Source organism: Pseudoduganella sp. R-31 (assembly GCF_049913235.1).
Classification (GTDB): Bacteria; Pseudomonadota; Gammaproteobacteria; order Burkholderiales; family Burkholderiaceae_D; genus Rugamonas.
The window spans coordinates 3,030,143-3,052,593 of sequence record NZ_CP183986.1 but is presented as its reverse complement, the minus strand read 5'-3'; the positions used below and the strand labels follow the sequence as shown (position 1 = coordinate 3,052,593).

At 59.8% G+C, this 22,451-nt stretch carries 25 protein-coding genes, 1 tRNA gene and 1 pseudogene; 11 read left to right on the top strand and 16 right to left on the bottom strand.

The annotated features are described in order from the left end of the window. The first annotated feature begins 66 nt into the window (after nucleotides 1-66). On the top strand, nucleotides 67-2,202 hold the full coding sequence (locus tag ACN9MY_RS14095; protein ID WP_426171523.1) for a TonB-dependent receptor: 2,136 nt from the start codon (nucleotides 67-69) through the stop codon (nucleotides 2,200-2,202). Here the strand turns inward: ACN9MY_RS14095 and ACN9MY_RS14090 are convergent. From ACN9MY_RS14090 to ACN9MY_RS14080, 3 genes are all read right to left on the bottom strand, one after another. Continuing rightward, complete coding sequence (locus ACN9MY_RS14090; protein WP_426171521.1) at nucleotides 2,199-2,489, bottom strand: hypothetical protein; 291 nt, start codon at nucleotides 2,487-2,489, stop codon at nucleotides 2,199-2,201. The genes ACN9MY_RS14095 and ACN9MY_RS14090 overlap by 4 nt on opposite strands. Nucleotides 2,490-2,596: 107 nt before the next feature. Beyond that, entirely contained in the window at nucleotides 2,597-3,070 is a 474-nt protein-coding gene (locus tag ACN9MY_RS14085; protein WP_426171520.1) for a hypothetical protein, read from the bottom strand. 18 nt (nucleotides 3,071-3,088) lie between these two features. Beyond that, nucleotides 3,089-4,072 (bottom strand): extracellular catalytic domain type 2 short-chain-length polyhydroxyalkanoate depolymerase, encoded by a 984-nt coding sequence (locus tag ACN9MY_RS14080; RefSeq protein ID WP_426337491.1) that lies wholly within the window; start codon nucleotides 4,070-4,072, stop codon nucleotides 3,089-3,091. Between ACN9MY_RS14080 and ACN9MY_RS14075 the strand changes: the two genes are divergently transcribed. Further along, nucleotides 4,071-4,244, top strand: coding sequence for a hypothetical protein (locus ACN9MY_RS14075; RefSeq protein ID WP_426323106.1), 174 nt, complete (start codon nucleotides 4,071-4,073; stop codon nucleotides 4,242-4,244). The genes ACN9MY_RS14080 and ACN9MY_RS14075 overlap by 2 nt on opposite strands. A gap of 90 nt (nucleotides 4,245-4,334) precedes the next feature. Here the strand turns inward: ACN9MY_RS14075 and ACN9MY_RS14070 are convergent, their stop codons facing one another. The 10 genes from ACN9MY_RS14070 to cysS form a co-directional block, all read right to left on the bottom strand. Further along, entirely contained in the window at nucleotides 4,335-4,826 is a 492-nt protein-coding gene (locus ACN9MY_RS14070; protein WP_426323104.1) for a hypothetical protein, read from the bottom strand. A gap of 75 nt (nucleotides 4,827-4,901) precedes the next feature. Next, on the bottom strand, nucleotides 4,902-5,558 hold the full coding sequence (locus ACN9MY_RS14065) for a substrate-binding periplasmic protein (RefSeq protein WP_426171515.1): 657 nt from the start codon (nucleotides 5,556-5,558) through the stop codon (nucleotides 4,902-4,904). Nucleotides 5,559-5,665: 107 nt separating this feature from the next. Continuing rightward, on the bottom strand, nucleotides 5,666-6,025 hold the full coding sequence (locus ACN9MY_RS14060; RefSeq protein WP_426171513.1) for a hypothetical protein: 360 nt from the start codon (nucleotides 6,023-6,025) through the stop codon (nucleotides 5,666-5,668). A 76-nt stretch (nucleotides 6,026-6,101) separates the two neighbouring features. After that, complete coding sequence (locus tag ACN9MY_RS14055; RefSeq protein ID WP_426323101.1) at nucleotides 6,102-6,608, bottom strand: hypothetical protein; 507 nt, start codon at nucleotides 6,606-6,608, stop codon at nucleotides 6,102-6,104. Between the two features lie 66 nt (nucleotides 6,609-6,674). Then, nucleotides 6,675-6,767: transfer RNA gene (locus ACN9MY_RS14050), tRNA-Ser, on the bottom strand. Between the two features lie 91 nt (nucleotides 6,768-6,858). Continuing rightward, nucleotides 6,859-8,106, bottom strand: coding sequence for an aspartate kinase (locus ACN9MY_RS14045; protein ID WP_426323099.1), 1,248 nt, complete (start codon nucleotides 8,104-8,106; stop codon nucleotides 6,859-6,861). 136 nt (nucleotides 8,107-8,242) lie between these two features. Then, nucleotides 8,243-9,565 (bottom strand): tRNA lysidine(34) synthetase TilS, encoded by a 1,323-nt coding sequence (gene tilS, locus ACN9MY_RS14040; RefSeq protein WP_426337490.1) that lies wholly within the window; start codon nucleotides 9,563-9,565, stop codon nucleotides 8,243-8,245. A gap of 108 nt (nucleotides 9,566-9,673) precedes the next feature. Next, nucleotides 9,674-10,648, bottom strand: a complete 975-nt coding sequence (locus ACN9MY_RS14035) for an acetyl-CoA carboxylase carboxyltransferase subunit alpha (RefSeq protein WP_426171507.1) — start codon at nucleotides 10,646-10,648, stop codon at nucleotides 9,674-9,676. A 66-nt stretch (nucleotides 10,649-10,714) separates the two neighbouring features. Further along, nucleotides 10,715-11,362, bottom strand: a complete 648-nt coding sequence (locus ACN9MY_RS14030) for a DNA-3-methyladenine glycosylase family protein (RefSeq protein ID WP_426337489.1) — start codon at nucleotides 11,360-11,362, stop codon at nucleotides 10,715-10,717. Then, a complete protein-coding gene (gene cysS, locus ACN9MY_RS14025) occupies nucleotides 11,362-12,759 on the bottom strand; it encodes a cysteine--tRNA ligase (protein WP_426337488.1) in 1,398 nt (465 codons plus the stop codon). Before cysS ends, ACN9MY_RS14030 begins: the two co-directional genes overlap by 1 nt. A 184-nt stretch (nucleotides 12,760-12,943) precedes the next feature. Here cysS and ACN9MY_RS14020 point away from each other — a divergent pair, with 184 nt between their 5' ends. The 4 genes from ACN9MY_RS14020 to ACN9MY_RS14005 are packed head-to-tail and all read left to right on the top strand — an operon-like array spanning nucleotide 12,944 to nucleotide 15,487. Beyond that, complete coding sequence (locus ACN9MY_RS14020) at nucleotides 12,944-13,624, top strand: peptidylprolyl isomerase (RefSeq protein WP_426337487.1); 681 nt, start codon at nucleotides 12,944-12,946, stop codon at nucleotides 13,622-13,624. 31 nt (nucleotides 13,625-13,655) lie between these two features. After that, on the top strand, nucleotides 13,656-14,147 hold the full coding sequence (locus ACN9MY_RS14015) for a peptidylprolyl isomerase (RefSeq protein WP_426171501.1): 492 nt from the start codon (nucleotides 13,656-13,658) through the stop codon (nucleotides 14,145-14,147). Between the two features lies 1 nt (nucleotide 14,148). Next, the gene (locus ACN9MY_RS14010) at nucleotides 14,149-14,886 is read left to right on the top strand and encodes a UDP-2,3-diacylglucosamine diphosphatase (RefSeq protein ID WP_426323090.1); all 738 of its coding nucleotides are present in this window, start codon (nucleotides 14,149-14,151) and stop codon (nucleotides 14,884-14,886) included. A 4-nt stretch (nucleotides 14,887-14,890) separates the two neighbouring features. After that, nucleotides 14,891-15,487: a DJ-1/PfpI family protein gene (locus ACN9MY_RS14005; RefSeq protein ID WP_426171497.1), complete on the top strand. Its 597-nt coding sequence runs from the start codon at nucleotides 14,891-14,893 to the stop codon at nucleotides 15,485-15,487. A gap of 103 nt (nucleotides 15,488-15,590) precedes the next feature. Here the strand turns inward: ACN9MY_RS14005 and ACN9MY_RS14000 are convergent, their stop codons facing one another. From ACN9MY_RS14000 to ACN9MY_RS13990, 3 genes are all read right to left on the bottom strand, one after another. Continuing rightward, on the bottom strand, nucleotides 15,591-15,755 hold the full coding sequence (locus ACN9MY_RS14000; protein WP_426337486.1) for a hypothetical protein: 165 nt from the start codon (nucleotides 15,753-15,755) through the stop codon (nucleotides 15,591-15,593). Beyond that, nucleotides 15,752-16,102 carry a hypothetical protein gene (locus tag ACN9MY_RS13995; protein ID WP_426337485.1) on the bottom strand — a complete coding sequence of 117 codons (351 nt, stop codon included), beginning with the start codon at nucleotides 16,100-16,102 and terminating at the stop codon, nucleotides 15,752-15,754. Before ACN9MY_RS13995 ends, ACN9MY_RS14000 begins: the two co-directional genes overlap by 4 nt. 179 nt (nucleotides 16,103-16,281) lie before the next feature. Next, a complete protein-coding gene (locus ACN9MY_RS13990; RefSeq protein ID WP_426171493.1) occupies nucleotides 16,282-17,748 on the bottom strand; it encodes a DUF6892 domain-containing protein in 1,467 nt (488 codons plus the stop codon). 211 nt (nucleotides 17,749-17,959) lie between these two features. On the opposite strand from ACN9MY_RS13990, the gene ACN9MY_RS13985 reads away from it, so the two are divergent. The 5 genes and pseudogenes from ACN9MY_RS13985 to nirK all read left to right on the top strand — a co-directional run bounded on the left by ACN9MY_RS13985 (nucleotide 17,960) and on the right by nirK (nucleotide 22,432). Next, on the top strand, nucleotides 17,960-18,340 hold the full coding sequence (locus ACN9MY_RS13985; protein WP_426323084.1) for a BlaI/MecI/CopY family transcriptional regulator: 381 nt from the start codon (nucleotides 17,960-17,962) through the stop codon (nucleotides 18,338-18,340). A gap of 20 nt (nucleotides 18,341-18,360) precedes the next feature. Next, nucleotides 18,361-19,221 (top strand): annotated as a pseudogene (locus tag ACN9MY_RS13980) (M56 family metallopeptidase); the annotation flags it as partial. 144 nt (nucleotides 19,222-19,365) lie between these two features. After that, entirely contained in the window at nucleotides 19,366-20,109 is a 744-nt protein-coding gene (blaOXA, locus tag ACN9MY_RS13975; protein ID WP_426323752.1) for a class D beta-lactamase, read from the top strand. Between the two features lie 10 nt (nucleotides 20,110-20,119). Next, on the top strand, nucleotides 20,120-20,854 hold the full coding sequence (gene blaOXA / locus ACN9MY_RS13970; RefSeq protein ID WP_426323082.1) for a class D beta-lactamase: 735 nt from the start codon (nucleotides 20,120-20,122) through the stop codon (nucleotides 20,852-20,854). Nucleotides 20,855-21,031: 177 nt separating this feature from the next. Beyond that, entirely contained in the window at nucleotides 21,032-22,432 is a 1,401-nt protein-coding gene (nirK, locus tag ACN9MY_RS13965; RefSeq protein ID WP_426323080.1) for a copper-containing nitrite reductase, read from the top strand. Nucleotides 22,433-22,451 lie beyond the last annotated feature (19 nt).

Sequence of the window (22,451 nt, the reverse complement as noted above, 5' to 3'; positions counted from 1 at the left end):
AAACATTCTCACCTCAGCCAGCAACCTGCCAGCCCTTGGTCATCGCAAGTCGTCAAGGAGCTCCCAGTGCAGTCGTACCAGCCATTCCCGTTCAAATACCGCCCGCTGGCCGCAGCCGTCCTGTTTGGCCTGTCCGCACAAGCGCAGGCGCAAACCAAGGGCCAGGACCAGCAAGATCCCGTTATCGAAACCGTCGTCATCCAGGCTTCCCGCTCGAATGTCGCAGCGGACAAGGCGCCGCAAACGGTGGTGGTCATTACCCGCAAGGAGATCGAACGGCAGTTGGCCATTTCGGGCAATTCGTCCGATGTATTGAGCAGCATCCTGCCCTCGTACACGCCCAGTCGCGGCAAGATGAACGGCTCCGGCGAAACGCTGCGAGGCCGCACGCCGCTGATCCTGGTCGACGGCGTGCCGCAATCGAATCCGGTGCGTCCGACCGGCCGCGAAGCCCACACCATCGACTACTCCATGGTAGAGCGCATCGAAATCGTACAGGGCCCGAACGCCATCAACGGCCTCGGTGCAACCGGCGGCACCATCAACATCATCACGCGCCGCCCGGAAAAAGGAACGATGAACCAGCATGTCGACGTGCAGGTCACCGCGCCGACCACGCATGTCGAAGGCGACACCCTGAACTACAAGACCAGCTACCGCATTGACGGCCGGCTGGACAAGCTGGACTACCTGTTCGCCGCTTCCTATGAAGACCAGGGCCTTTACCTGGACGGCAAAGGCCGCAGCATCGGCGTCGACGTCACCCAGGGCGACCTGATGGACTCACGCAGCTACGACGTGCTGGCCAAGATCGGCTACCGTCCGGACGACCAGCAAAAGCTGCAGTTCTCCGTCAACCGCTACCGCATCAAGTCAAAGGCCAGCTACCTCGGCGTGGCCGGCGACCGCACGCGCGGCTTTCCTTCCACTTCGGTGGAAGGCACGCCGCCCGGCGTTCCGGCCTGGAACGACGTGTCGACCAGCAGCGCCAGCTACAACCACTTCGATTTGGCGGGCATGGAATTGTCCGCCATGGTCTTCAACCAGGAATTCGTCGGCCTGTTCGGCGCCGACAGATCAGCTACGTTCCAGGACGTGAAGATCGCACCGCGCGGCACTTTATACGATCAGTCGCGCGCCGTCGCTTCCAAGTTCGGCAGCAAGACCGGCCTGACCAAGGCTGGCCTGCTTGACGGCCGCATGAAGCTGACCGTAGGCTTCGATACCCTGTCCGACAAAGGCAAACAGGACATGTACCTGACCGGCCGCACCTTCGTGCCCGAATCGAAGTACACCAATCTTTCGCTGTTCCTCCAGGGCGAATACAAGGTGTTCGACACCCTCACCCTGCATGCCGGCGTACGCCGCGAAAACGCCGACCTGAAGGTGGACAGCTACCGCACGCTCGCCGCATACAACAATACCTTCGTCGAAGGCGGCAAGATCAAGTTCAATGAAACGCTGGCCAACGCGGGCCTGGTGCTCACGCCCGCCAAGGACGTCACCATCTATGCCAGCTATTCCGAAGGCTTCGGCCTGCCGGACATCGGCCGCACCCTGCGTTCCATCAACACGCCCGGACAGAAGATCAGCAGTATGCGCAACCTGGAGCCGATCCTGACCGAGGGCATCGAGCTTGGCACCCGCGTGCGCAATGGCGACTGGGACCTGGACGCCGCGTACTACCGCTCCGACTCCGATTTCGGCGCGCGCGTGATTTCGGTCAATGGTGTCTTCAACATGGCGCGCGAGAAGACGCGCCTGGAGGGCTATGATGCCAGCGCAACCTACCGCTTCAGCAAAGCGCACCGCGCCAGCATTGCCTACGCCTACACCAAGGGCCGCTACGACAGCAACAGCGACGGCAGCCTGGATGCTAAGCTGGACGGCTTGAACGTGGCTCCCAACCGCCTGATCGCAAGCTGGAGCGCCGACTGGAGCGACAAGCTGTCCACCTTCGTCCAGGTGCAGCACGCCTTCAACCAGAGCTTCGACGATCCGGCCAAGGAATTCAGCGGCTATACGCTGGCCGACGCATCCCTCGGCTACAAGCTGGGTAAAGGTGAGCTGCGCGTCGGCATCGCCAACCTGTTCGACAAGGACTACATCACTTACTATTCGCAAAGCGCCCTGGTTGAACCGGCCCGCTATTTCGCAGGACGTGGACGCAGCGTAACACTAGGCTATTCGCTGGGCTTCTAGGCGCAGGCGCCTTCATAAGCGATCGTTCGCGGCGCGCGCGTCCCCATATCGGGAAACGCCTCGCAATGAACGTAGTCGGCGTCCTTGAACTCAATGGCGGTCTTGCACTGCGTTTCCGTCACCGCAGGCAGCGAAAGCTTGCCTGCGCGCTGGACTTTTCCGTCCGGCTCGACCCAATAGCGCTTATCGCCATATTCGAACATCAGCTGATTGTCGCGCACAGCGACCGGCGTGGCGTCGACCGGAATCGGCCAGCCGGATCGCCTTTCCGGAGGCGTCCATTTCAACGGCCTTTTCGGATGTGAGCCGTCCCTTGCCGATCAGGGCAAGGAACAAGTAACGCATCTAAAATCCGGAAACTGAAAGTCGCCGGATATTAGCTTGTCAATAACGCCTAGCTTGCTTCGATTGAAGTCTTCTGGCTCGCCCAATATCCGTAATCGACGTGGATGTTCTCCATCAGCTCAAACAGGCTGGTCGCCTGGTTGGTCAACAGCAGCGTCCATTGCGAAAAGAAGTTGCCCTGCTTTTCCACCATCTTGGACATGGTGTTGGCATGGCGGATCAGGGCATAGTCCTCGGCCAGGATGGCGCAGCCCTGGCGCCAATCGAGGTTCTGCTGGTGCAGGCGCTGCATGACGGCCGCCTGCAGCTGCAGCCATTCGCTCCAGACCTGCGGATCACCGAAGCGGCTCGCCAGCCCCGCCGACAATACGCTGTTGTGCAGCATGCGCGATGCCTGCCGCTGCGCCAGCCTGCCGGCCTTGATTGAGACAGCCAGCGGCGCGATGGCCCGGGACTCGCGCAAGGCGGGAACGCCTGGCTTATCGATCGACTTCAAACCGACGGAAACGGGAAGTTTGCTCATATCGTCCTCCAGGGTCGCTCAGGCGCAAAGACGGTCGAGCATGGCGTGGATCGCCTTGATCTGCACCGCTTCGCGCGAATAGTAGTCGGGAGCTTGCGGATTAGCGCTGGTATAACCCCACCAATCCCAGCAACCATCCGGGTTCTGCACGGCGTCATTGTCCGTACCCTCGGCCTGTGGATACAGCACGATGATGTCGTTGCTCTCCGCGATGTGGTTGTAGCCGGTGGTGGTGAAATAGCGGTTGCCGTACGGCGGCTGGTTGGCGATATCGGCGCGGCCGTTGACGTAATCGGTGTAGTTGTAGCCCTGCTTGCAGCCATGCAGCGCGATGTGCACGCGCGGCTCTTTCACCTTCCCTGCCGCGACGTTGGACGGGATGTAGATATAGCCGAACTGGCTCATGCTGGCCCGGTCAGTCGCGTCGGCAAAGAATTCGGTCTGGTCGAATCGCAGCAATTGGCCGGAAAGGCTTTCCGCCGCGGGCTGCAGGTCGCTGTAGATATGGCGCAGGATGTCGTGCGATTGCATGAAGCCGCCATTATTGATGTAGGGCGGCTGGTTGGTGGACAGGCCCGAATCCTCCGGGTTGTCGGTGATGATGCTGTGCCCTGCGGGCACATTATCGACGTAACGGATATTTGCCGGCTTCACGCCAAGCAGCTCATAGAACTTGCGGGTCCGCGCCACCACGTCCGAATCGACCACGTCGTCCGCGCTGCCGGTGAAGATGTAGAGGCGATCGTCGGCAAGATTGGTCACCGCATCGATCATCCCTGCCTTTGCCGTCAGCCGGGCCATGTCTGCGAGCTTTTGCGCATCCGGCGACACCTGCGGGATCAGTGGATTCATGCAGATGTACAGCGAGTTCTCAATGCAAGCATCTTCGGCAGTCATCATGTCGTCCGGCCGGAACACCTCCGCGCACCGGAACGGCCCGCCTGCAATGATGCCCGCGCCCGCGAAGCTTGACGAATGGGCCAGGTGAAGCTGTACCGTCATGAATGCCCCCGACGATAAGCCGGAGATCGAGTTGTTTCGCCTGGATGCCTTGTACGAACCGAGTTGGACGACTTTGCTGCTGGAGCTTGCGATCATGCTGAGCCTCCTAATCAAAGTGAACGCCACGACGGCGTCAGGCGACTATATCGTCACAAAGATCGTCTGCAATTGAGTTCGCGCAAACCCTTCCAGCTTAGCCGTGGAAGGGCCTGCAAAGTGCGCGCTTTGTCACGAATGGACTATCGGCGCACATGATTTTTTTTCACGCGGAAGGCTTGCGGTATCCCGATTCCATCCACGCCGTCGCGCTTGCAACGCTCAGCTTGAAATTCGGCGCCACGCGCACTTGTGCCTGTTCTTCGCCGAATGGATCGAAGGCGGTCAGGGTTGCGAAGGGATCGTCTTCATCCGGAGTGATGTCGAGGTTGACGGTGATGTAGGCGGCGCCCTCGGTGTGGACGCGCACGCTGCGGTGCAGTTGGGCGTGCAGTTGCTGCTCGTGGCGGCGGATCACTTCACTGGCGGTCTTCACCAGGGTGTTGAAGGCATTCACATCCAGCGGCTTCGGGTTCTTCTTGTCGCGGCCCATGGTCCAGGGACCGACCAGCGCCGGTTCCGCCTCGCCATCCTTGATCATCGCCACCGCCCAGCCATCGTCATCTTCATTCTTGATGACGCGCGCAGTCCAGCCGTTGTCCTGCCAGACGCGGTCTTCCTGCACCAGCACTTCCTCTTCCATCAATTCATCGATCATCGCGGCTCCAGTGTTAGCTTGCTGAAAATACTGTGATTATATACAGTTATTTATTTCCAGCAAGTAGCGCCACGATCAGTATCGCCCGGCGGCCAGGTCGGCCATGTGTTGGTCGTACTTGCCCGATTCCTTCAGCTTACGCAACCCACGGTTGAAACGCTCGATGTAGCCGGCATTTTCGGCGTCGGCCCGCCGCATGATCAGGCGGTATTGGGTGCTGTTGTAGCGTCCCGGCGCCACGGTAATGCCGGCGGCTTCTTCCGGTTTGAATTTCGTGCGCAGGATGTAGCGGCCCACATCAAGGCTGGCAGGAACGACATCCACGCGCCCGGCCAGCAGTTTGCGCAAGTTGAGTTCTTCGGTGGAGGCGCGGTCCAGGCGAACACCCGGCACTTCCTCGAAGCGGTATTCGTAGCCGGCCACGCCGCCGATACGCAGGCCGGCCAGGTCGGCATCCTTGGTCCAGGTAAAGTTGTAGCCTTTGCGAAGGAAAAACACCGACTGGGCTTCCAGCACGGTGTCGCTGGACAGGAATTCGCGTGCCCGCTCAGTCGTCAACGGCCCCACGCTCCAGACCACCGAGCCGTTGACCAGCCCACGCTGCGCTTCAGCATAAGCGCGCGGCCAGGGGCGGAACACATATTTGACGGTAATGCCTTCCAGCGCGAACGCTTCGGACACGATGCGCGACACGGCGCCGTAATGCGGCAAAGTCTCGGACAGGTAAGGCAACCACTCGCCGTTACTGAGCGTAATAGTCTCCGCCCGCGCCCACGGTGCGGCGAGTAAGCAAACCAGGAGTGACTTCCAATGCATCACTCCAGCATAGCGCAGAATCCTCAGTCTTTGCCGAGCGACCACTGCCCTGCACCGCCAAGCGCGGTTGCAGTCACGACGAGCAAGAGGAACAGGGCATGCAGGTTGCCCAGGACGGGCGCGCCGTGAATCCAGCCAAGCACGATCGGCAAGCCCACTACCAGGGTCAGGACTGCACTGGCGTAAGGCATCAGGAGGCCGATCATGATCAGTGCGCCGCACAGCATCTCGGTCAGGTGCAAGGCCCAATAGCCGGCACCGTTAAGGCTGGATGGGAAGCCGGAATGCCGCAGGGCCTGGAAGCCCATGAGGATGGCCATGCCGCCAATGGCGAGGCGGAGGAAGAAGCGGGATGCATCGAGACGGGTTTTGGAAACTGCCATTTAAAATCTCACGAATGTTTGAAAAGGAACGCTGTGCCGCGCGATTTTCGCACCCGGCAAGCGCCCCATCAAGGGCCTACTTCTTCGGGTTGATGATTTGTTTCAGCAGCACGAACACTTCGTGGCGAATCGCCTGCTCGTTCTCCTTGAATTCGCGGTCGGCCTTGATGTAGGCAGGTTTTTTCATCGCGGCCTGCTCGGCGGGCGTTGCCTTGGGAACTGCCGGGTAAAGCTGGGCGCCGCTGTTGTAGATGCTGTCCAGCGACTTCTTGCCGTAGCTGGACTCGTAGAAGCGCGTCATCTCGGTCACTGTCTCCGGGCTGAGAAGGCGGGCCACAGGCGTTGCCAGTCCCGCGTAGATGATTTCCGCCGGCGTTGCCATCACTTTGTCCATCACCCGGTTGCGCTCCGCCTCCGATGCGTAGCGGCTCATGCCTGCGGTCATGCGCATCATTTTCTCGGCTTGCATCGCCACCAGGAGGTCGTGCGTGGCCTTGACCTGCTTGGCATCGGGATTCGGATTGGCTGCATGGGCGCTCACTGCAAGCGAGGCGGCAAGCAAGATTGCAGAGATCAACTTCATATCATTCCTTTTGTTGAGTATGAAAACAAAAAGCCCCGAGTTTCCTCGGGGCTTTTCGCTTGAATCTGGCGGAGGCGGTGGGATTCGAACCCACGATACAGGTTTTGCCCGTATGCTTCCTTAGCAGGGAAGTGCCTTCGGCCACTCGGCCACGCCTCCTCGTTGAACTGTTACTGCGTCAACGCGACCGCAATATTAAAGACCGATACCGCTTTGGTCAAGGATAATACGGAAGTTTTTTTGGAAATATTTATTCTTTTTCCAGTTCAAATGCCTTGTGCAGGGCGCGCACGGCCAGCTCCATGTACTTCTCGTCGATCAGGACGGAAATCTTGATCTCGGAGGTGGAGATCATCATGATGTTGATGCCCTCTTCCGCCAGGGTCTTGAACATCTGGGAAGCCACGCCGACGTGCGAACGCATGCCCACGCCGACCACGGAGATCTTGGACACTTTGGCGTCGCCCACCAGGGTGTGGTGGCCGATCTCGCCCTTTTCGTTGTGCAGCACGTCCATCGCCTTCTGGTAGTCGTTGCGCGACACGGTGAAGGTGAAGTCGGTCTTGCCGTCCACTGCCTGGTTCTGGATGATCATGTCGACTTCGACATTGGCTTCGGCCACCGGGCCCAGGATGTGGTAAGCGATGCCTGGACGGTCTGGCACGCCCAGGACGGTGATTTTGGCTTCGTCGCGGTTGAAGGCGATGCCGGAGATGACTGCTTGTTCCATGTTTTGGTCTTCCTCAAACGAAATCAGGGTGCCCGAGTTGGCTTCTTCTGCCAGATCCATCAGCGGATCGGTCAGCGAGGACAGCACGCGGGTCGGTACGCGGTAGTTGCCGGCGAATTCCACCGAGCGGGTTTGCAGGACTTTGGAGCCCAGCGAAGCCAGTTCCAGCATCTCTTCAAACGTGATCGCCTTCAGGCGGCGCGCTTCGGACACCACGCGCGGATCGGTGGTGTAGACGCCGTCGACGTCGGTGTAGATCAGGCATTCGTCAGCCTTCAGCGCGGCGGCAATCGCCACGGCCGAAGTATCGGAACCGCCGCGGCCCAGGGTGGCGATGTTGTCGTTCTCGTCCACGCCCTGGAAGCCGGTAATGATCACAATGCGGCCCTTGTCCAGGTCTTCGCGCACGCGGCCGTCTTCGATCGACTGGATGCGGGCTTTGGTGAAGGCGGAGTCGGTTTTAATCGCTACTTGCCAGCCGGTGTAGGAAATGGCGTCCTTGCCGATCGCTTGCAGCGCCATCGACAGCAGGCCCACGGACACTTGTTCGCCGGTGGAGGCAATCATGTCCAGTTCACGTGGGTCGGGCGGGTTCTGGATTTCCTTGGCCAGGGCAATCAGGCGGTTGGTTTCGCCGGACATTGCCGACGGCACTACGACCACCTGGTGTCCCGCGTCGTGCCATTTGGCGACGCGACGCGCGACGTTCTTGATGCGTTCCGTCGAGCCCATCGACGTGCCGCCGTACTTGTGAACGATTAAAGCCATGCTGATTTTTCCGCATTGATGTGATAAAGGGAGCCCTTTACTCTACATGCTGCGTTGCAAAATCTCAAGTCAAAAAGCTCATACACTCATACCTAATTGGCATAAGTTCATATGTCTAGACAGGTGTCGGCAAAAATTATTTGGTTTCCCAGCGAAACACCAAACGATGCCCGGCGCCCGAGCTCAGTTTGCGGCAATCCATGCCGATACCGGCGGCATACAGGATATCGCCGGGAATCGATACCATGGGCAGGCGCTCGCGCTCCCAGGCTGGGATGCCCAAGGTCTGGTAGTGCTGCTTGAGTGTGCGCGTGGGGCGGTTGCGGGCGGGCTTGAGCTTTTCGCCGCCCTTGCGCAGTTCGATCGTCAGCATTTGCTGGCGCAGCCAGTCGGGGTCGAGGCCGACCGGCGCCAGCTCAACATGCAGCGTGCCGCCAAAGGCCGGGAAGTCGATGCTGCCCTCTCCGTTCCAGCGGAAGCTTGCGCGCTGCCCGGCGTCGGCCTCGGGTTTGCGCGGCACGAGGTAGAGGCGGTCGCGGTGGCGCCGCACTTCGCAGTCGGGATGGGTAACCTTGAGGTTGGCGTCGTCGCGCGCGGTCAGGGCCTGCTCCTGCATTTCGGCCAGCCAGCTGGCCGATGGCAGGCGGATGCCGCGCTCGGCGAACCAATGGCGCAGCAGGTTGGAGGTGCGGTCGGCGCTGAGCGTACGGACCTTGGCCATGTCGAGGCTGTCCTCGCCGGCCAGGCAGGCGCGCAGGTCTTCGGCGGCCTGCTCGGTCAGCAGGCGCTGCGCGGATTGCGCGTGGCGCGCGCTGCGGGCGAAGCGCTCCTGGTACCCGGGGAAGGCTTCGGCCAGGCGCGGCATGACTTCATGGCGCAAGGCGTTGCGGGCGTAGCGCGTGTCGGCGTTGGACTCGTCTTCGATGTGGGCAATGGCGTTTTCGCGCACGTATCCTTCGAGATCGGCACGGCTGGCTTGCAGCAGCGGGCGGGCCAGTAGCACGTCAGGGGTGCCGAGCAACGTTGGGGCGCGATTGAAGGCATCCATGCCGGACATGCCGGCCGGACCGGCGCCGCGCAGCAGTTGCAGCAGGATGGTTTCTGCCTGGTCGTCCAGGTGGTGGGCGGTCAGGAGCAGGTGCACGCTGTGCTCAGTGCAGAGTGCTCCCAAGGCTGCGTAACGGGCCTTGCGGGCGGAGGCTTCGCTGCGGTCGTCGAGGGTGACGCGGCGGCTGGCGAAGGCGATGTTCAGGCGTTCGCATTCGGCGCGGGCGTGGGCTTCCCAGGCGTCGGCGTTGGGGCTCAGGCCGTGGTGGATGTGGAAGGCGTACAGTTTGCGGCCGCTCGCTGCAGCCAGGTGCAGCAAGGCGCTGCTGTCCAGGCCTCCGCTGTAGGCGATGGCGATCGGGCCTTGCGGGAGTTCGGCGAGGGATTGCAGGAGGATTTGTTGGGCGCGCATAATTCAAAACCGGTAAACCGGTGCCTGACCCGCAGGGTCAGGCACCTAAGACGCGGCGGCCGCGTGTCCGGTGTCTGACCCTGCGGGTCAGACACCGCTTTACAGGTTTTATTCGGAAGCAGTAGTCTCTTTGAACTTACCGTAGCTCATCAGCTTTTCGTGACGAGCAGCCAGCAGGTCCTTGGTCTTCACGCCCTGGAACTGGCGCAGCGAATCCGCCAGCGCGCGCTTCAGCAGCTTGGCCATTTCCTTCGGATCGCGGTGAGCGCCACCCAATGGCTCGTTGATGATCTTGTCGACCAGGCCCATGGCCTTCAGGCGGTGCGCGGTCAAGCCCAGCGCTTCAGCCGCATCGGATGCGCGCTCGGAAGTCTTCCACAGGATCGAAGCGCAACCCTCAGGCGAAATCACCGAGTAAGTCGCGTACTGCAGCATCAGCACGGAATCGCCAACGGCAATCGCCAGCGCGCCGCCGGAACCGCCTTCGCCGATGATGGTGGCGATCAGCGGCACTTTCAGTTCCGCCATCACATACAGGTTATGGCCGATCGCTTCCGACTGGCCGCGTTCTTCCGCGTCAATACCAGGGAATGCGCCAGGGGTGTCAACGAAGGTGAAAATAGGCAGGTTGAACTTCTCGGCCAGCTTCATCAGGCGCATGGCCTTGCGGTAGCCTTCCGGTTTCGGCATGCCGAAGTTGCGCATGGCGCGTTCTTTGGTATCGCGGCCCTTCTGGTGGCCGATCACCATGCATGGCTGGCCGTTGAAACGGGCGAAGCCGCCCACGATGGACTGGTCGTCCGCATACGTGCGGTCGCCGTGCAGTTCGTGGAAGTCGGTGAAGATTTCGTTCACATAGTCCATGGTGTATGGACGTTGTGGGTGGCGGGCAATCTGGGAAACTTGCCAAGGAGTCAACTTGGCGTAAATGTCTTTGGTCAGCTGTTGGCTCTTCTTGGCCAGGCGGTCGATTTCTTCGGAAATGTCGACGGCCGAATCGTCTTGTACGAAACGCAGCTCTTCAATCTTGGAATCCAGTTCCGCGATCGGTTGCTCAAAATTGAGGAAAGTCGTTTTAATCATTGTACCTCCAAGGTTTTTTGCTTCTCCGACAACACTGCTTTTGGCGGTTGCCGGTGAGAATTTGCGCTATTTTACCGGAACCGGATCAAGGCTACGCCATAAATACCACGTCGCGACCGTCCGGAAGGGTTCCCAGTTGGCCGAAACCTCGCGCGCATCGCTACGCGACACGGGCTCCCCGGAAAAATAATTCTGGCTGATCCCACTGATCAGCCGGCTGTCATCAAGCGGCAGCACGTTGGGTCGGAGCAAATTAAATATCAAAAACATCTCCGCTGTCCAGCGCGTAATGCCGCGAATTTGAACCAGCTCAGCGATCACCGCTTCGTCATCCATCTGCGCCCATTGGGCGGCATGGACCTTCTTGTTCTTGAAATGGTCGGCCAGGTCCAGGATGTACTCGGCCTTGCGCTTTGAGAGGCCGCAGCCTGCCAGCGCAGCGGCGCCGGCCTTTTGCACGGCCACCGGGGTGAATTTGGGACAGATTTCCAGCAGCTTGGCCCACGCCGCATTGGCGACCTGGGTCGTGACCTGCTGGTTGACGATGGCGCGCGCCAGGGTGATGAACGGGTCGTCATGGCCGACCAGGTGCAAATCGCCAAATTGGGGAATCAGGCGGTTCATGATGCGATCTCGCTTCATGAGCTCTGCCTTGGCTTCCTCCCAATACGGCGGCACCGGGGCCTGATCCCCGTTATCCCTGGATAGAACCATTACGCGCGGCGCCAGTTCGTGGTGCCGTCAGGCTTGTCTTCGAGGACGATGCCGGCCGCCAGCAGGTCTGCACGCACCTTGTCGGCAGTGGCGAAGTCGCGCGACTTCTTGGCTGCGGCACGGGTCGCAATGGCGGCTTCGATGGCCGCTTCGCCCATGCCCTCGCCTTCCGCTCCTTTCGGTGCGGCCTTGCGGTATTCCTCAGGGCTGCGCTCCAGCAGGCCCAGGATAGCGGCCAGGCCTTTCAGCTGGCGCACCGCGGCCGGCGACTTGGTCTTATTCACGTCCGAAGCCAGGTCGAACAGCACCGACACCGCGATCGGGGTGTTGAAGTCGTCATCCATTGCCTCGGCAAAGCGCTTGGCATTGTCTTCGTTCCAGTCCAGCGGCTGGCCGTCACCTTCCACGCCATCCAGCGCCGTGTACAGGCGGGTGAGCGCGCCGCGCGCGTCTTCCAGGTGCACGTCCGAATAGTTCAGCGGGCTGCGGTAGTGGGCGCGCAGGATGAAGAAACGCACCACTTCCGCATCGAACTGCTTCAGAACTTCGCGGATGGTGAAGAAATTGCCCAGCGATTTGGACATCTTCTCGCCGTCCACGCGCACGAAACCGTTATGAACCCAGTAGTTGGCCAGCGTCTTGCCGGAAGCGCCTTCCGACTGCGCAATTTCGTTTTCGTGGTGCGGGAACTGCAGGTCAGCGCCGCCGCCGTGGATATCGAAGGTCTCGCCCAGCAGGGAGCACGACATGGCCGAGCACTCGATGTGCCAGCCCGGACGGCCCTTGCCCCACTTGGAATCCCACTTCACCTCTTCCGGCTCGGATTCCTTGGCGGCCTTCCACAGCACGAAATCCAGCGGATCGCGCTTGCCGGTGTTGACGTCCACGCGCTCACCCGCGCGCAGGTCGTCCAGCGACTTGCCCGACAGCTTGCCGTAGCCTTCGAACTGGCGCACAGCGTAGTTAACGTCGCCATCGGCAGCCTTGTAGGCCAGGTCCTTGGCTTCCAGCTTCTCGATAATGCCCAGCATCTGCGGCACGTATTCGGTCGCCTTCGGCACGTCGGTCGGATTCAGGATGCCCAGGGCTTCGCAATCTTCATCCATGTACTTGATGAAGCGGCCAGTCAGTTGGCCAATCGTCTCGTTATTCTCGACCGCACGCTTGATGATCTTGTCATCGATGTCGGTGATATTGCGCGCATAGCGCACGTCGTAGCCCGATGCCTTCAACCAGCGGTAAATGACGTCGAACGCCATCAGCATGCGGCCGTGGCCCACGTGGCAGTAGTCGTAAACGGTCATGCCACAGACATACATCCGGACCTTGCCCGCCTCAATGGGTTTGAACGACTGCTTTTCGCGTGCCAGCGTGTTGAAGATCTTTAAATTGCTCATCGGACTAGAAGTAAACGGGTCACTGGTGCGAAGCGCCTGGGGCGTCGCACCGGTGCTCGGTGTGTACCAGGGGGATGTTTGGTCCCTTTGTTATAGTTCTACTTTGTTAGAATGGAACGTCTGGCGAAGTATAGCACTGAAAAATTCGCGCACGCGAGTCGCAATTCTTATAAAGGAAACAAGAATGCAGAAGAAATGGATTGCCCTGCTGGCCGGCCTGCTGATTGGCAGCGCCGCGGCAGCTGCCGACAACCCTCAAGTATCGATCAAGACCAACGTTGGCGAAATCATCGTTGAACTGGACCAGGAAAAGGCCCCGATTACGACCGCCAACTTCCTCGCCTACGTCAAGAGCGGCTTTTACAAGGACACGATTTTCCACCGCGTGATCAACGGCTTCATGATCCAGGGTGGCGGCTATACGGCCGACCTGAAATCCAAACAACCGCTGCGCCCCGACATCAAGAGCGAAGAAAAGAACGGCCTGTCCAACCTGGCCTACACCATCTCGATGGCGCGCCACGACTCGCCGAACTCCGCCAATGCGCAATGGTTCATCAACGTAGTGGACAACATCGGCCTGGATTACCCGAACATGAAAGGCCACGGCTATGCCGTCTTCGGTAAAGTCATCCAGGGCAAAGAGACCGTCGACAAGATCAAGGGCGTGCTGGTGGACGACAAGCCAGGCTTCCAGAACATCCCGGTCAACCCGATCGTGATCAAATCGGCCACCGTCCTCAAAAACCGCATCGTACCGCCAGCCCCACCGGCACCGCCGCCAGTTGCCGAGCCTGCACCAGCCCAGGAACCTGCACCGGTTCAGGAACCCACTCCTGTTCCGCAGCAAGAGCCTGTAAAATAACTCTTTTTCAGTAACACAAAAGGACAACAAGATGACCACCATCACCATCACCACCAACAAAGGCACCATCGTTGCCGAGCTGGACGCAGAGAAGGCACCGAAGACCGTTGAGAACTTCCTGCACTACGTGAACGCTGGCCACTACAACAACACCATCTTCCACCGCGTAATCGATGGCTTCATGATCCAGGGCGGCGGTTTCGAGCCAGGCATGAAGCAAAAGCCAACCGACCAGACCGTGGAAAACGAAGCCAAGAACGGCCTGAAGAACGAGCCATACACCCTGGCCATGGCACGCACCTCGGCACCGCACTCCGCCTCCGCACAGTTCTTCATCAACGTGAAGAACAACGGCTTCCTGGATTACCCAGGCCAGGACGGCTGGGGCTACGCCGTATTCGGCAAAGTCACCCAGGGCACCGAAGTCGTGGACGCGATCAAGGGCGTGAAAACCACCCGTTCCGGCATGTTCTCCGACGTTCCAGCGGAAGACATCATCATCGAAAAGATCGAAGCGGCGTAATTTGATTCTCCTCGTATCAGACCTGCATTTGCAGCCGGCGCGGCCGGTGCTGACGGAAGCGTTCCTGCGCTTCCTCGACGAACATGCGCTGGGTGCAAAGCAGCTCTACCTGCTGGGCGATATTTTTGAATATTGGGCAGGCGATGACGACCTGCCCGATCCGTTCCACCAGCAGATCGTGTCCGCCCTGCGCCGCGTAAGCGACGCGGGCGTGCAGCTATTCTGGATCGCGGGCAACCGCGACTTCCTGGTCGGCGAAGCCTTCGCCGCCGCAGCGGGCCTGACCCTGCTGCCCGAAACCTGGGTCATCGACGCCTACGGCCAGCGCATCGTGCTGGTACATGGCGACGCCCAGTGCACGCAAGATGTGAAATACATGGCCTTCCGCGCGCAAGTGCGCCAGCCGGAATGGCAGCGGCAGTTCCTGTCCATGCCTTTGGCCCAGCGCAAGCAGATCATTGCCGGCCTGCGCGAGCAGAGCAAGCAAGGCCACGCCGAGAAATCCTACGAAATCATGGATGTGACGCCCGAAGCGATTGCCGACGTGTTCGCCCAAACCGGCACCGCGATCATGATCCACGGCCACACCCACCGCCCCGCCCTGCACGAAGTCGCCGGCACCCGGCGCTACGTGCTGCCGGACTGGGAGCCAGAATCCACGCCCCCGCGCGGCGGCTGGATCTCCATCGCCACCGACGGCATCATCGTCCGCCACGCTCTCGACGGCACCATACTCTGACGCCATGCACGTCGCCATCCTCACCTTCGACGGCTTCAACGAAATCGACTCGCTGGTGGCGCTTGGCATCCTGAACCGGCACAAGAAACCGGGCTGGAAAGTATCGCTGGCAACGCCAAGCGAACAGGTGACCTCAATGAATGGCGTCACGCTGCACGGCCAGTGCAGCCTGGCCGACGCATGCCAGGCTGACGCGGTACTGGTTGGCAGCGGCATCCGTACCCGCGACATCGCCGCCGATCCCGCGATGATGGCGCTGCTCCAACTCGATCCAAGCCGCCAATTAATTGGCGCGCAATGCTCCGGCGCCCTGCTGCTGGCCCGCCTTGGCCTGCTGACCGGCCTCCCCGCCTGCACCGACTCGACAACCGCCCCGTGGCTGTCCGAAGCAGGTGTGCAGGTACTGCCACAAGCCTTCCACGCCAGCGGCAACATCGCCACGGCCGGCGGCTGCCTCGCCTCCCAATATCTCGCAGCCTGGGTTTTGGCACGCCTTGACGGCCCAGAGTCAGCCCGCGCAGCCCTGCACTATGTCGCCCCCATCGGCGAAAAAGACAGCTACGCCGACCGCGCCCTAAGCCACATCACCCCCTACCTATAAATTCGAAAGTCGGGGTCAGGTCTGGCAATCCGCCAAAAAGCGCACAGCCAAGCTGCACCTATCCGCATCAAGGTAGAAGTCAATGCCGCCATGTACCGCCCGCTCAGGACAGCGAGACGTGGCAGCCAACATGGTCGAGCCCTTCCGCACGCAATCCATAATTGCCATCGATAGGCCATTGGAGGGGAGACATCACCTTCCCCCAGTTATACACATTCCCTCCGCTATCGCGGTAGACCCAGTGCACCAATTTGTCTGCTCTGCTCATGATTCCCAGGATGCCTTGTCCGCCCGGATCGCCGTTGCTGGTGAGGGTTGCCGTTGGTATGCCGCATATCTCCTGCACGTATAGGTCAACGCTTCCGGCGTCAACGCGCATTGGAAATCATTGCTCTCTCCGATTAATCGCTCGCTGCGCACGGCCAAATCGGCCATTTGGATATATCCCTCAACGCCAAGATGCATTAGAGACGAATTGAGTTCCTTGTTCAATGCCTCGAGTCCCGGGATAAAGTCCGCCCGGAACGCGCGCACGTACTTCAGGAACGTCAGTACCTCGACCAGCAGCCCTAACTGGATGGTGCGCGGAGTTTTCGTGTCGATCCGGTTCTGCAACCGTACGTCCGAGGTGTACAGGTGTAACAGGGGCCGGCAAGGTGCATCGCCGCTCCCCAGCTATCCCGCTACGATGTTCGACACATCCGAATATAGGCAGTGTGGGTCCGTTGATTTTCGAATTGCATCCAAAGAAAACATAGACACCAAGGACGTATGGCAGAGCTCCATTATTCCCATTAACTCACTTCGATCGATTTCTTGTTCAACTCTGCATCATGTCGCGCGACAAACACGGTAGGCATGGACGACATGCGCTTCAAGTTCGGAACAAGCTTGACGTCCTCTGGAGATATCACGTCAAACGTGTCGCACTCCCCATCCCAGTATGGGAAGACTTGACGATAGATCTCATTGCCGCCATCGAAGTCAAGCTTCTCTACTTGCGCCAAAAGCGATGGAGGAATCGGTAACTCCTTAAAGTGGGCAAGCACTTCGGGAATGACTTCGTAGCCTTCCTTCTTAACCTGGATCTCACGATCCGTGTACCGGCGGACGAATTCCTCGACCTCAAACTTCGGCAGGAGCTTACCCTGCACGTACATCAGCTCCTGGATGACGAGCAGCTTGAAGTTCAGGTCACTAAATAACTGACTTGCTGCATTGGCCGGAGCCTTACCCGATTCAGGCAATCCAATTAACTGATACAAGGACCTCAATTCGTCGATGTACTCTCCAGAATGCCCGCTATCCACGATCATCTTGGCCAGCCGCTTTGCTTTCTTCGATTTGGTCAACAGGAGGCGCCTGTCCTCATCGGAATCCAAACGATAGAAGAAGGCATGGTCGGCAAATATGTCGAACTGGCTGGCATTCCACTGTCTCGAACTTACTTCAAGCTGTGCCGCAATCTTGTCCAGGTCATCATAGATGAAACTGCCGCCGTCGTTATCCAGCAGGGCCAGCATGATGTCGAAGAACATGCCCTCGTGCTTCTCATGCACGCCAGCGAATAGATAGTGGTTAATCAACTGGCTCAGGATCGTTGCACGCTCGGCGCAATGCTCCAGTAGGGAAAGCGTAATGTTGTTGCCGATATCAGGATTCGCCCGAACGAGTGGCAAGATCAATTCGGCCGCTTCCGCCCGCAGTTCTTCGCTTTGCCCAAGGCCGCCATGGTAGAAGTAAATCTCGAGCAGCATTTCAATCGCGTCGGCACCGGTGCCGGTGCCTGGCTTTACTGGCGAGGTGAAGAGTTTTTCTGTCGAATATGCAGCGATCTTCCTGATCAAAGCCAGGATCCTGGGCGAGTGCTGCCATAGCGCGATATGCAAACAGTTATTCGTCCCTGGAAAGCGGAGATGGTTCTTGTGGAATGAAAAGACCAGTTGGTACCCGACTTGCGCATCACCTGCCTTCGTCCAATCGATGCCCTCCAGTCTTCCGATGATGTCGTCGTACAGACGATTAGCGGCAACCGGGGAAGTCTCGCCAAACGCCAACCATGCCCGATTGACGGCTTTGACCAAATGACCGTATTTGCCTTCGGTCGGCGAAATCTCCTTTACCAGCTTGATGGTTTCGGCAACCACCGACCAACCCTCTTCAGGAGAGTAGCTTTTCAATTCCTGCACGAAATCGTCCAACACCCGGATCATTTGTTTGCTGCGGGTCTGCAGCGCGTACATCAGGTCTTTGTTAATCATGTTTACTTACTTCGCCATCGACTGAATATCGTTGCACAGCTCGCGTAGAACAAGAGCAGCAAACTTGCGCGTGCAATCGATGGTAGCACTGAAGGGCTATCTGTTGCCAATTTTCAATGGTTTTTTTGCAATGCAGTTACTTTGCCAGATGCTTGACATGTTTGCGACATATGTCACATACTAACATCAATCGTCACAGACTCGTTTTGTCATGCTTATCCCTTCTACCCCCGAATTATGCGTACTCAAAGCACTCTGGCGTCAAACGCCTTTGAGTGCGCGCGAAATCCACGAGGCTGTGGAAGAAGATCTGGGCTGGTCGTTCTCATCCACGCGTAAGACGGTGGAACGGATGATGGAGAAACAGATGGTTGCGCAGCACGTCCGCCACGGCGTGCAGGTCTACGAAGCCTTGCTCGACAAGGTGGAAACCCTGGCCGCTTATGCCCATGATTTCGGCACCCGCATCATGGAACTGGAGTCACCGCTGCCAGTCAACATGTTCTCGGGCAGTAAGCTCGTTGATGCCAGCGAACTGGCACAGCTTGAGCAGATGCTGTCCGACTGGCCCGATGAGGATGAAGCAAAGTGAGCGACTTCGACCTACTGTTGATGCGCTTCCTGCTCGCGAGCCTGGGCTGCCTTGCGGCAGGCTTCAGCGTGTGGGCGCTGAGCGCCCTGCTTCGGCGCTTCCTGCCGGCGCTGGCGGCGCAGCGGTCCTTGTGGCTGCTCGGTCAACTCACCGTGCTGGCGACCTTCGCCCTGCTATTGCTGCCGCATAGTGAGCGCGTGCGCTTGATTCCACCGCTCGAAATAGCAACGGAAACCGTGACGCATTACATCACGCCACCCAAAGCGCCACGGCCAACCGATGCGGCAGCGGCGCCGGAACAGAATGAAGGCGGCACGACTCACGCGCGCGGCTGGCTTTTGCATGGCGCGCAGTTCTGGCTGGCCATTTACTTGATTGGGCTGGCGCGGGCGGTCATCAATCTACGCCGTGCGCAGCGCTGGCTGGAACGCCTTGCCGACAGCGGCACCAGGCGCGCCGCCGGGGAAGCGCCAGAACATGCCGACATCATTGAGATCGACGCTCCGATTTCGCCAATGCTGCTTGGGCTGTTGCGCCCTCGCTTGCTGCTGCCGCGCCATCTCGGTGGCTTCGACCAGCTACAGCGCGAGCTGATCGTCGAACACGAGATGACCCACTTGCGGCGGCATGACCTGCAGTGGATGGCTGCCGGTGTCTTGCTGCAGACGCTGTTGTGGTTTAACCCTTTCATGCGGCTTCTGCGCGCAAACCTCACTTGGGCCCAGGAGCTGGGCTGCGACCGTGACGTGTTGCGCGGTCGCCCAGCGTCACAGCGCAAGGCGTATGCCGCCGCCCTCGTAGCCCAGCTCAAACTGCAGCACGTGCCTACACACGGCGCCCTGGCATTCGGCAGTATCGATGCCAACACGCTGACCGAGCGCGTATCGCTGATCCGCACGCCAGGCAACGCGCGCCGTGCCATGTGGGCCCGAGCTGCGACCGTCACGCTACTGCTTGCCATCGGGGCCGGCAATTTCGCCTTGCAGCCGGCGCTGGCCTGGAGCGTCTCGCCTTCCGCGCAGTCGATGGCAGCCCTCGATTGCACCAGCTTTGTCGATGCCGCCACCGGGAAGGCGCTGCTGCGCAAGGGCGATTGCTCGACGCGCATCACGCCTGTTTCAACCTTCAATATCGCCGTCAGCCTGATGGGCTATGACAGCGGCTTCCTGCGCGACCAGCACGCGCCGACCCTGCCTTACCTCGCCAGCTACCATGCCGGCCGGCCCGAATGGCGGCGCGATCTCGATCCGCAAGAATGGATTCGCGTCTCGGCTTCCTGGTATGCACAGCAAGTCACGACACATCTCGGCCGAGAGCGATTCAACCGCTACGTACAGGCCTTTGGCTATGGTAACGGCGATACCAGCGGCGATGCGGGCAAGGACAACGGCCTGACCTGGTCATGGATCGGCTCCTCGCTGCAGATTTCGGCCGACGAGCAGACCACTTTCCTGCGTCGTCTGGTGCGGCGCGAGCTGGGCCTCTCGCCGCTCGCCTATGAGCAGACAGCCGGCCTGTTGAAGGTGAAGGACCTGCCGGGCGGCTGGCAAGTCTTTGGCAAGACCGGCACTGGCGCCCCTCTCGGCCCGGACGGCAAGGACGATTACTCGCGCTCCTACGGCTGGTTCGTAGGCTGGGCCACCAATGGCGAACGCACCATCGTGTTCGCCCGCCTCCTGCAAGACGAGAAAGTTGAGGAAGGCGCTGCCGGACCGCGGCTCAAGGAAGCCTTCCTGAACCAGCTGCCGGCACAACTCAAAGCACTCTAAGGACTACAAAATGAAACGCAAAATCTTCGCCCTGCTTGCAGGGCTGGGCCTCCCTTTGCTCGCGCTTTCTGCAGAACACTGCCTGGCGATGGCCGATGCGGCCACCGGCAAGTGGCTGGTGCACGAGGGCGTGTGCGATAAGCGCCTGCCGCCGATGTCGACCTTCAAGCTACCCATAGCGCTGATGGGCTATGACTCGGGCGTGCTGCGGGACGAGCATTCGCCCGTTCTCCCCTTCAAGCAAGGCTACGTGGACTGGCGTACCGTGTGGCGGCAAGCACATGATCCCAGCTCGTGGATGAAGGAATCCGTCGTCTGGTACTCCCAGCAGCTTACGCTGCAACTGGGCGAAGAGCGCTTCGCCAGCTACGTCAAGCAATTTGGCTACGGCAATGCAGATGTCAGCGGCGATCCGGGCAAGAACAACGGTCTGTCCGAATCGTGGCTAGGCTCTTCGTTGCGCATCTCCCCGGACGAACAAATCGGCTTCCTGCGCCGCGTGCTGAATCGTGAACTCGGCGTCAAGCCGCAAGCCTATGCCATGTCCGCCGCTCTGGTACGGCGCCCTGAACCTGCCGGGGGCTGGCAGGTCTTCGGCAAGACCGGCAGTGGCAAAGACGTTGGCTGGTACGTCGGCTGGATTGAACGCGATGGCAAGCGCATCGTCTTCGCCCAAGCCGGCAGCGCCAGCGGCATGGACGAACGCGATAACTTTTTGGCACGCTTGCCGCAGTTGGTCCCCTAGCGCGTTGCGCCGGGTCTTCTCCTCGCTTGACCTAGATCAAAAATATCTGACTTGCATTGAGAATACGCAGTTCTTTCCAAATTTTTGACCTGCGTCAATTCAATAACATGCATGTAAAACATAAGATTTAGTTGTCAAACGGCGCAATCCCGTGCCGGACAAACCTGTGAGAAGAAAATGAAACCGACCTTGATGTCCAAAGCCATTGCAGCACTGGTGATCGGCGCCGCTACACTAGCGCCAGCTTATGCACAACATGGCCAGCACGGCGGCAGCACAGCCGTCCAGTATCGTCCTGACGTGACCTTTACCCTGCATACCGATATCGCAGACGGTAAGCTGGTCTTCATCAGCGACGCCGGCGAGTCCAAGGGCAAGGTTAACCCGACCTTGCGCGTGCCGGAAGGTGCTGTGGTGCAGATCAACCTGGTCAACGGCGATGGCGCAACCCACGACATTTCGGTGCCCGACTTCAAAGTCAAATCGAACCAGCTGAAAGACAAAGGCGCATCGACCGCCGTCGTGTTCAAGGCTGACAAGAAAGGCGAATTCACCTACATCTGCTCCCTGCCCGGCCACGTGGCGGCAGGCATGATCGGCAAGATTATCGTGGGCGAAGGCGAACTCAAAGCCGCGCCAAAAGGCGCCGATGTTTCGCGCAGCCCACTGGAAGTAGGCACGCCGGTCGGCAAACGCGGCCCGCAAACCGTCAACGTGAAGCTGGATACCACCGAGGTGCTCGGCCAGATGATGGACGGCACCACCTACAAATACTGGACCTTCAACAGCAAGGTTCCAGGCCCGTTCATCCGCGTTCGCGTGGGCGATACCGTGAACGTGGACATGTCCAACGCCAAGGACAGCCACATGATCCACTCGGTTGACTTCCACGCCGTGACCGGCCCTGGCGGCGGTGCGGCCGTGACCCAGGCAGCTCCCGGCAGCACCAAGAGCTTTACCTTCAAGGCCATCAATCCAGGCCTGTACGTGTACCACTGCGCTACCCCGATGGTGGCCCAGCACATCTCCAACGGCATGTACGGCATGATCCTGGTCGAACCTGAAGGCGGCCTGCCGAAAGTGGACCGCGAGTTCTACGTGATGCAGGGCGAGCTGTACACCGCGCAGAAGCACGGCACCCCAGGCGAAGCCGAGTTCTCGCTGGACAAACTGCTGGCCGAACAGCCGGAACACCTGATGTTCAACGGCACCCATGACGCGCTGACCAAGACCCACCGCATGGAAGCCAAGGTTGGCGAAACCGTCCGTATCTTCTTCGGCGTCGGCGGTCCTAACGCAACCTCCAGCTTCCACGTGATCGGCGAAGTGTTCGACCGCGTCTACAGCATGGGCGACCTGACCTCGCCTCCTCTGCAGAACGTGCAGACCACCACCGTGGCGCCAGGCGGTGCAACGATGGTCGAGTTCAAGACCGAGGTGCCGGGACGCTTCATCCTGGTCGACCACGCGCTGTCGCGGATGGAGAAAGGCCTGGTCGGCTTCCTCTACGTGACCGGCAAGGAGAATCCGGAAATCTTCCGGACCACCAGCAAGCCTGACGGTGATTCGGGCCACTGATCCACAGGATTAACACCGA

What these genes read in the sequence shown, in the direction of transcription:
- ACN9MY_RS13985 (WP_426323084.1), top strand. Translation starts at nt 17,960, where the DNA reads ATGCTTATCCCTTCTACCCCCGAATTATGCGTACTCAAAGCACTCTGG.
- cysS (WP_426337488.1), bottom strand. Translation starts at nt 12,759, where the DNA reads ATGAGCAATTTAAAGATCTTCAACACGCTGGCACGCGAAAAGCAGTCG.
- ACN9MY_RS14000 (WP_426337486.1), bottom strand. Translation starts at nt 15,755, where the DNA reads ATGAGCAGAGCAGACAAATTGGTGCACTGGGTCTACCGCGATAGCGGA.
- ACN9MY_RS14030 (WP_426337489.1), bottom strand. Translation starts at nt 11,362, where the DNA reads ATGGTTCTATCCAGGGATAACGGGGATCAGGCCCCGGTGCCGCCGTAT.
- ACN9MY_RS14070 (WP_426323104.1), bottom strand. Translation starts at nt 4,826, where the DNA reads ATGATCGATGAATTGATGGAAGAGGAAGTGCTGGTGCAGGAAGACCGC.
- nirK (WP_426323080.1), top strand. Translation starts at nt 21,032, where the DNA reads ATGAAACCGACCTTGATGTCCAAAGCCATTGCAGCACTGGTGATCGGC.
- blaOXA (WP_426323752.1), top strand. Translation starts at nt 19,366, where the DNA reads ATGGCAGCCCTCGATTGCACCAGCTTTGTCGATGCCGCCACCGGGAAG.
- ACN9MY_RS14060 (WP_426171513.1), bottom strand. Translation starts at nt 6,025, where the DNA reads ATGGCAGTTTCCAAAACCCGTCTCGATGCATCCCGCTTCTTCCTCCGC.
- blaOXA (WP_426323082.1), top strand. Translation starts at nt 20,120, where the DNA reads ATGAAACGCAAAATCTTCGCCCTGCTTGCAGGGCTGGGCCTCCCTTTG.
- ACN9MY_RS13990 (WP_426171493.1), bottom strand. Translation starts at nt 17,748, where the DNA reads ATGATTAACAAAGACCTGATGTACGCGCTGCAGACCCGCAGCAAACAA.
- ACN9MY_RS14035 (WP_426171507.1), bottom strand. Translation starts at nt 10,648, where the DNA reads ATGATTAAAACGACTTTCCTCAATTTTGAGCAACCGATCGCGGAACTG.
- ACN9MY_RS14080 (WP_426337491.1), bottom strand. Translation starts at nt 4,072, where the DNA reads ATGACGGTACAGCTTCACCTGGCCCATTCGTCAAGCTTCGCGGGCGCG.
- tilS (WP_426337490.1), bottom strand. Translation starts at nt 9,565, where the DNA reads ATGCGCGCCCAACAAATCCTCCTGCAATCCCTCGCCGAACTCCCGCAA.
- ACN9MY_RS14075 (WP_426323106.1), top strand. Translation starts at nt 4,071, where the DNA reads ATGAATGCCCCCGACGATAAGCCGGAGATCGAGTTGTTTCGCCTGGAT.
- ACN9MY_RS14020 (WP_426337487.1), top strand. Translation starts at nt 12,944, where the DNA reads ATGCAGAAGAAATGGATTGCCCTGCTGGCCGGCCTGCTGATTGGCAGC.
- ACN9MY_RS14055 (WP_426323101.1), bottom strand. Translation starts at nt 6,608, where the DNA reads ATGAAGTTGATCTCTGCAATCTTGCTTGCCGCCTCGCTTGCAGTGAGC.
- ACN9MY_RS14015 (WP_426171501.1), top strand. Translation starts at nt 13,656, where the DNA reads ATGACCACCATCACCATCACCACCAACAAAGGCACCATCGTTGCCGAG.
- ACN9MY_RS14045 (WP_426323099.1), bottom strand. Translation starts at nt 8,106, where the DNA reads ATGGCTTTAATCGTTCACAAGTACGGCGGCACGTCGATGGGCTCGACG.
- ACN9MY_RS14005 (WP_426171497.1), top strand. Translation starts at nt 14,891, where the DNA reads ATGCACGTCGCCATCCTCACCTTCGACGGCTTCAACGAAATCGACTCG.
- ACN9MY_RS14085 (WP_426171520.1), bottom strand. Translation starts at nt 3,070, where the DNA reads ATGAGCAAACTTCCCGTTTCCGTCGGTTTGAAGTCGATCGATAAGCCA.